This window comes from Streptomyces sp. NPDC029216 (assembly GCF_040648015.1).
Taxonomy (GTDB): domain Bacteria; phylum Actinomycetota; class Actinomycetes; order Streptomycetales; family Streptomycetaceae; genus Streptomyces.
Map to the genome: position 1 here is coordinate 1 of NZ_JBEZWL010000238.1, position 6,943 is coordinate 6,943.

The following is a 6,943-nucleotide window of genomic DNA, read 5'->3' on the forward strand; positions in this document are numbered from 1 at the left end:
CTACGAACGCAAAGCCGACCACTTCCTCGCCTTCACCAGCATCGCCTGCACCCTCATCTGCTACCGAAGACTGGCCAAATGAGATGACGTCTTAAAACAGCCTTAGGGCAGGCCGACCAGGCCCCAGCCGCGGCCGGCGGCTTCCGTGGCCACCTCACCCCATTCACGCAGCAGCGCCGTGAAGTCCTCGAAGGTGTCCGGGCGGCCCGCCCAGCCCGCGCACTCGGCGGCGAACGGCTCGCGCAACGCCTCCAGGCGGGGCCGCACCCGTTCCCAGGCAGGGGCCTTGGCCCGTACCGCCTCCGGCGGGCAGACCAGCAGGAGGTGCGGGTGCAGGGGGTCGGTGACCGGCGGAAGGATCCCCCGGCCGCCGGTCAGCGCGGGATCGGCATCCGGATCCGCGTCCCAGATCAGACCGTCGAGGAACGCGTCCATCGCCTCGCGCACGGACGCTTCGGCCAGGGGGCGCAGGTCCGCCCACGCGTCACCCGCCCGGGCGTGCGGGCGGTACGAGCCGGTCGTGGTGAGGAATTCGTACTCGGCGCACCAGGCCGCCGCCCCCGTCCCCGGGGGCCACCACCAGCCGTCGGACGGCCTGTGCCCCCGCCCGTCGTCCTCGGTATCCGGCGGCCACGTCGCGTCCTGGAGCGCTTCGATCCGGTCCTCGACGGGCAAGGCGCGCAGCCGTGACCAGTCCGCCATGAACAACGAGAGATCCAGACCCATGACCGCAGCATAGGCAGCGGGGCAGTCCCGTACCGCCCCGGCCCCCGCCGCATCCGGGCGGGACCCGACCAGCAAGGATGACCCGGACGGGAACGGCTCGGAGGAAGGGGCAGGGCGTGGCGGACGAGGGCGACGGCCGGCTGGGGGACCAGGACGGGTACGAGGCGCTGCTCGCCGCCATGGGCCTGGAGCCCGTCGGCACCTGGTGGGTCCCGGGCGTGCGGAAGGCCGGGAGGGCCCGGTCCCTGCTGGACGCGGCGGCCGGGGCCGGCGAGGCCGGCACCTCGGCCTCCGAGGCCGCCCGGCGCGTGCTCGGTGCCGGCCGCGAGTTCCTGCTCGCCTTCGAAGGACCCTGCGCCCCGCGCGGCCGCATGGGCGGCTCGTGGCACCGGGTGCGCGTCCTCGCCGCGGACCCGGTCGGGGCCGTCGCCGGGCTGCTCACGGCGGCGGACCCCGACCCGCGCGGGCTGCTGCTGGCCGCCACGGACGGGGAGACGGTCGCCGGGGTGCCCTCCGGCGGCAGCGCCGCACGGCCGCTCGCCCTGACCGGATGGAGCGCACGCGTCGAGGCGGCGGCCGGGGCCACGGCCCGGGAGACCGCCGAGGAGAGTGCGACGGTCTGGGCGGGGTTCGCCGACGGCCTCGGCGGACCCGCCGCGGAGACCGTCGCCCCTGCCGCCGTCCTCGACGGCTGGGTCCAGGGCCTCGTCTCCAACCCGGCCACCCCGCGCGACGTACGGCTGGACCTGATGCGCTGCCGGCCGAACCTGATCTGGCTGCTCCCGCCGGACGACGCCGTGGAGGCGGCCCTGACCGCGTCCGACCCCAAGGCGAAGCTCCACGTCGCCGAGCGGGGGCGGGACCTCACCCCCGCCCACTGGGCCCGGCTGTTCGGCGCGGCCGGGACCGAACGCGAGCGGTGGATCCTCACGATGAACGCCGCCGACACGCGCGCCCTCCTCGGGGACGACATCTGGGCCGCACTGGCCGCCGACCCCTCGGCACGGGTCCGGGCCGAGACGGCCGGGCTCACCGGCCTGCCCGACCGGTACGCCGTCCTCCTGACCGAGGACCCCGACCCCACCGTCCGGGCGACGGCCTGCCGGACGGCCTGGCCCGCCCTGCCCGCCGGGCGCCGCCGCGCCCTCCTTGCCGACGCCTCCACTGCCGTACGGGTGGCGGCCCGGCTGCGGCACCACGCCGACGTCCCCCTCTCCCGCGAGGACTTCGAGGGTGAGGCCCTCGGGGAACGGGCCGTCGAACGCTGCCGCCTCGCCCCGGACCTCGTCGACCACCTCCTCGCCACCGGCGACAGCCGCCTGCGCGTGGCCCTCGCCGGCAGCCCCCACCTGGCGCCGGACACCGTGGCCCGGCTCGCGGCGGACCCCGACGAAGGGGTCCGCCACCGGGTGGCGCTCCGCGCGGACCTCACCGAGGAGCAGCGGGCCGCGATCCCCGTCGCCGCCATCGAGCCGGGCGCCCGCCACGGCACCCTGGAGTGGGTCGCGGACCTGCACGAGGACGCGGAGGCCATGCGCCGGCTCGCCGCCTCCTCCCACGTCCTGGTCCGGCGCAGCGTCGCCCGCGCCCGCCACCTGCCGCCCGACGTGGCCGCCCGCCTGGCCTGGGACACCGACCGGGCCGTGCAGCTGTTCCTGGCCGAGTCCTGCGACGACGCCCCCGCCGAGATGCTGCTGCGGGTGTGGACCTGGTGGACCGGCAGCCTCTCGTCCCCCGGCCGCCCCCGTACGCACCCCAACTTCCCCCGCGAGGGCCTCCTGCGGTACGCCGACGACCTCCACGGCCGGATGCGGCAGCTGGCACTCGACGACCCGCTGTCCACCCCCGGGCTCGTCGCCCGCTTCTCCCGCGACCGCGACCCCGAGGTGCGTCGCCGGGCCGCCGGGGACCCCCGTCTGTCCGTCACCGACGCGGTGCGGCTGACCGAGGACCCGGACGACTCGGTCCGGGCCGGCGCGCTCGGCCACCGCGTACTGCCCGCCCGATGCCTGACGGGGCGGCTGTGCGACCCGCACACGGCCTACGAGGCCGCCCGCAACCCCGGCATCCCCCTGCCGGCCCTCCGCGCCATGGCCGCCCGGTGCACCCGCTGACGGCCTGCGCCTGCGCCACCCCTGCTCAGGTGGCCCCCGCCTCGGCCCCGGCACCCGACCTGACCAGGGCCAGTACCCCGGCGCAGATCAGGGTCAGGCCGAGCAGCTGGGGGAGGAGCCACCAACCGGTCCGCAGGTGCTCCTCGTACAGCAGGACCCCCAGGGCGACGCTGACCGCGGCGTCGCCGAGGGTCAGGGCGGGCTGGGAGGCGACCAGCGGCCCGCCCTGCATGGCGTGTTCGAGGAGCAGGACGGCACAGATGCCGCTCGCGGCGAAGGCGTACGTCTCCCAGGCCGTCAGGAACGCACCGATCCCGCCCCCAGGCAGGAGGTGCACGGCCGACTTCATCAGGGCGGCGGTGAGCGCGTAGCAGACGGCGGTGGCCGCGCCCAGGCATGCCGCCCGCATCCGGCCGGGCGGCCGCCGCAGCCCGGCCACGGCCAGTACCGCCACCGCCGCCGCGCACGCCGGCAGCGCCGGCACCCAACGGTCGAGCGGGACGTGCGTACGGTTGCCCGCCGGGGAAGCGGCCACCAGCACCACCCCCAGCCCCGCCACCACCGCCGCCACCGCGAGCCACACCGCCCCCGGCAGCCGGCTCCGCGTCACCAGCGAGGCGATCAGCAGGGCGAGCGGCAGCTCCAGCACGAACAGGGGCTGTACGAGGGACAGCGCGCCCGTGGCCAGCGCCGCGGCCTGCCCGACACCGGCCGCGATCACCGCCAGGATCCCCCCGAGCCACAGCGGCCGGCGCAGCAGGTCGAGGACCAGCCCGAAGCGGAATCCGTCGCTCTGCGGCACGGTGAGCGAGGCCCGCCGCTGGAGGACCGTCGCGAGGGCGTTGCTGAACGCCGCGAACAGCGCGAAGAGGACCGGCAGTACGAAGCCCATGCCCCGATCCTCACGCACCCGCCGCGGCCCACCCCTCGGCGCCGCCGCCCTTTCCCCCGTCCGGGCCCACGGGCGGCCGGCGCCCGGCCTGCCCTCAGCCCAGATGCTCCGCGACGAGCTCCGCGCAGGCCTCCGGGGTGAGGACGGTGACGCCCGGCTCGCGCGCCTTGACGGCCTGGGAACTCGGCTGGTTGGCGAGCGGGCAGCGTGGCTGCGCACGTCCGGCTAGGGCCTGTCCGGAGGATCTTGATTAAGGGCTGCCAAGATGCCTGGGACCAGGGGGTTTGAGTCGTTCTTGCGCCAGGCGACAGCGACTCGTGTGCGCACGGTGTCGGGATCGATCCCGCGGAAGGCAACGCCTTTGAGGCGGATCCGGCGGATGCTCTCCGGGGCCAGTGACACGCCCAGGCCGGTTTCCACCAAGGCGCAGACGGTCTGCCATTCCACAGCGTGCTGAGTCACCTGGGGGGTGAACCCTGCAGCGATGCAGCGATCGGCGATCTGGCCGTACAGCTGCGGACCGACGGCACGAGGCAGGAGCACGAAGGGGCAGTCGGCCAACTGCTCTACTCGGACCGCTCGTTGTGCCGTGAGCGGGTGCGAGGCAGGCAAGACGGCCACGAACGGTTCGGCCAGCACGGTCTCGAACCCGAGCTCCGCGTCATGGGCGGGCGGCTCTCGCAACAGGCCGATGTCGATCGTCCGTTCGCGCAGGGCGGCCAGCTGCGGCGTGGTGGTCATCTCCTGGATGTCCAGATCCACAGCGGGAAACTGTTCCCGGAAGGCTCGCAGGAGGCTGGGAAGGACGGTGAGAGCGAGGGAGGCGGCGAAGCCGATCCGCAGGCGGCCGGACCTGCCACTGCCGACTTCGCGGGCTGCGGTCAGCCCCTCTGCGAGGTGGATGAGGGCATGCCGGGCGGCGGGCAGGAGTTCTCGCCCGGCCGGGGTGAGACCGATGCGTCCGGGTTCGCGGCTGAACAGCGCATGTCCGACCTTGTCCTCCAGGCGGCGGATCTGCTGACTCAGCGGAGGCTGGGCGATGCCCAGGCGGGTGGCGGCGCGGCCGAAGTGGAGTTCCTCGGCGAGCACGACGAAGGCGTGCAGCTGCGGCAGGGGAAGTTCGGGGCGCTCCATTGGTGGAGCAGGCCGAGCAGTGCCTGCGCAACATCGAGGCCGCCCTGACCGAAGCGAAGTGCACCTTCGCCGACGTGGTGCGGGTGCGTTATCTGCTGCCCGACCGGGCCGACTTCGAGCCCTGTTGGCCCTCACTGCGTCGTGCGTTCGGCGAGGTTCGACCGGCCGCCACCATGCTCATGTGCGGCCTCGCCGATCCCCGGATGAAGATTGAGATCGAGGTGTACGCCCGGCGGCCCACCGCGTAACCGTCAGCGTCGAGGTCGGGCGGGGCGATCTGACACGTGCCGAGTGGGCACGGCTCGCACCGCTGCTGCCCGGGGGCGGACTGCCGGGCGGGCGGTGGAGCGACCATCGCAGGTGATCAACGGAATCCTCTTCCGCCTGCGCACGGGCGTCCCCTGGCGTGACAGGGCCGACCCCGGCGACCGGGAGGCCTTCGTTTCCGTCTCCGGCACGTTCCCCCGTCGCCGGGATCGATCGATCTGAGTGTCAATTCGAAGTCGGACGTGTCCGGCCGAACACAGGAGGTTTCCATGGCCAACGGCTACTGGGTCAGTGTCTACCGCGCCATTTCCGACCCTGAGAGGCTGGCATACGAGAGCGAGGCTTACCAGAAGGCGCTGGTGGTCCTCTCCGACGGCGTCGAGCGCGACTTCCGCATCATCGAAGGCCTCGACTGACCGACGGGCTCAGCCATCGCCGAGCATCCGTCACCTGATACGCACACGGTGCTGAACGACGAATCACGAGACGAGATGTAGGCGGCATCGCGCGGGGGCCTGACTCTGGGTCCGACTGGCGCTTCGGCTGCCTGTGGGTTGAGTCGTCGGCCCCCCGGGGAATCGACCGCCCGGACCGCAGGGCCAGGCGGGCTCACGGCACATCCGATCCGATCGACGTCTACGCCGCGGCCACCGCGGTCCTGTCCGGACGGGCGAGCGGAACTCCGGAGAGCCGGGACGGCATTGTGGAAGCGATCCGTGCTCTGTGCGTGGTCCGCAAGAGCGCGGTCAAGGCCAGGACGCAGACCATCAACCAGATCCGCGCTCTGATGGTCACCGGTGGGGACCGAAACGGCCGGCCAACTGCTGCTCGGCCAGAGCCGGATCATGGCGCCGACCGGTTACCGTCCGAGTCGTCGGAATCGAGCGACGTGGCCGTAACCAGACCCTCGACGAACGCCTGGAAGTCCGCGGCCAGCGGGAGCTCCGTGTCGTCGTCCACGTCGAACCACGTCACGGACGGTTCCCCGTGCTTCCCGCACCTCCGATAGTCGAGAGCGATCCAGCAGTGACCATCACCGGACAACAGGACCATAGGGGACGGAAGACCCCACTCCTCGACCAGATAGGCAGTGTCCAGCAAGGACAGCTGGCCATCGTGACGGCCGATGCCCATCATGTCGTCGAGCGGAACGTGATTCTCGCTCCACGACGTCGGCGCATCGGTCGGGAACGCGTTCCACAGCTCCGCCACCGCCCCGCCGTTCTGGACCCGCAGGATCTCCAGCAACGAAGCCGGCAGGCGGACGTCGAGCCGGCGCTCGGCATCCTGAATCACCGCGTCGGTCAACGGCGGCTGGACCCGGTACCGGCCCTCGCCCCAGAACGTCGCCTTGACCTCATCGAATCGCGCCACGAACGCATCCTATGGACCCCGCCCACGGGCTTGTCGATCCATAGGAGCTTCAACGCCCCGCCCGCTCAGTCCGCCGGGCCTTCTCCCATGAGGGTGGCGAGGCCGTCGAGGAGGCGTTGGAGGCCGAACTCGAAGAGGGCGTCGAGGTCGAAGTCGTAGCCGGTGGCGGCGAGTCGGGCGAGTGCCGGGTAGCGGCCGGTGTTCAGGAGCGCCAGCAGGGCGGGCTCCTGGGTGTCCATCCACTCCTCGCTGTCGAGGCCGCTGTGCGCCTCGGCCTCCCGTTCCGCCTCCAGGTTGACGGCGATGCCTCGGGCGTAGTTGAGCAGCGTGAGGTGCGCGGTGACGAGGTCGACGAGGGCTGGGGTCACCGGGTCCCAGGCCGCGAGGAGTTCGGCGTAGGCGTCGGCGGCGCGCTCCACCAGGAAGTCGGCCAGCG

Annotated in this window: 7 protein-coding genes and 2 pseudogenes; 4 read left to right on the forward strand and 5 right to left on the reverse strand. The window is 73.2% G+C overall.

The window, feature by feature from the left end; translation table 11 throughout:
- Positions 1-102 precede the first annotated feature (102 nt).
- Positions 103-726, reverse strand: a complete 624-nt coding sequence (locus AB0F18_RS37850) for a hypothetical protein (RefSeq protein ID WP_362069672.1) — start codon at positions 724-726, stop codon at positions 103-105.
- A gap of 116 nt (positions 727-842) precedes the next feature.
- On the opposite strand from AB0F18_RS37850, the gene AB0F18_RS37855 reads away from it, so the two are divergent.
- Positions 843-2,840: a PE-PGRS family protein gene (locus AB0F18_RS37855; RefSeq protein ID WP_362069675.1), complete on the forward strand. Its 1,998-nt coding sequence runs from the start codon at positions 843-845 to the stop codon at positions 2,838-2,840.
- Between the two features lie 25 nt (positions 2,841-2,865).
- On the opposite strand, the gene AB0F18_RS37860 is transcribed toward AB0F18_RS37855, so the two are convergent.
- Entirely contained in the window at positions 2,866-3,732 is an 867-nt protein-coding gene (locus AB0F18_RS37860) for a DMT family transporter (RefSeq protein ID WP_362069678.1), read from the reverse strand.
- 225 nt (positions 3,733-3,957) lie between these two features.
- Positions 3,958-4,866 carry a LysR family transcriptional regulator gene (locus tag AB0F18_RS37865; RefSeq protein WP_362069681.1) on the reverse strand — a complete coding sequence of 303 codons (909 nt, stop codon included), beginning with the start codon at positions 4,864-4,866 and terminating at the stop codon, positions 3,958-3,960.
- Between AB0F18_RS37865 and AB0F18_RS37870 the strand changes: the two are divergent.
- The 3 genes and pseudogenes from AB0F18_RS37870 to AB0F18_RS37880 form a co-directional block, all read left to right on the forward strand.
- Positions 4,866-5,114 (forward strand): annotated as a pseudogene (locus tag AB0F18_RS37870) (Rid family hydrolase); the annotation flags it as partial. The gene AB0F18_RS37865 and the pseudogene AB0F18_RS37870 overlap by 1 nt on opposite strands.
- Before the next feature lie 29 nt (positions 5,115-5,143).
- Positions 5,144-5,277: pseudogene (locus AB0F18_RS37875) on the forward strand (transposase); the annotation flags it as partial.
- 125 nt (positions 5,278-5,402) lie between these two features.
- On the forward strand, positions 5,403-5,549 hold the full coding sequence (locus AB0F18_RS37880) for a hypothetical protein (protein ID WP_362069684.1): 147 nt from the start codon (positions 5,403-5,405) through the stop codon (positions 5,547-5,549).
- A gap of 427 nt (positions 5,550-5,976) precedes the next feature.
- Here AB0F18_RS37880 and AB0F18_RS37885 read toward each other — a convergent pair whose 3' ends face one another.
- Positions 5,977-6,507 (reverse strand): SMI1/KNR4 family protein, encoded by a 531-nt coding sequence (locus tag AB0F18_RS37885; protein ID WP_362069687.1) that lies wholly within the window; start codon positions 6,505-6,507, stop codon positions 5,977-5,979.
- Between the two features lie 65 nt (positions 6,508-6,572).
- A partial coding sequence (locus AB0F18_RS37890; RefSeq protein WP_362069690.1) for a TetR/AcrR family transcriptional regulator C-terminal domain-containing protein occupies positions 6,573-6,943 on the reverse strand: 371 nt, incomplete at its 5' end.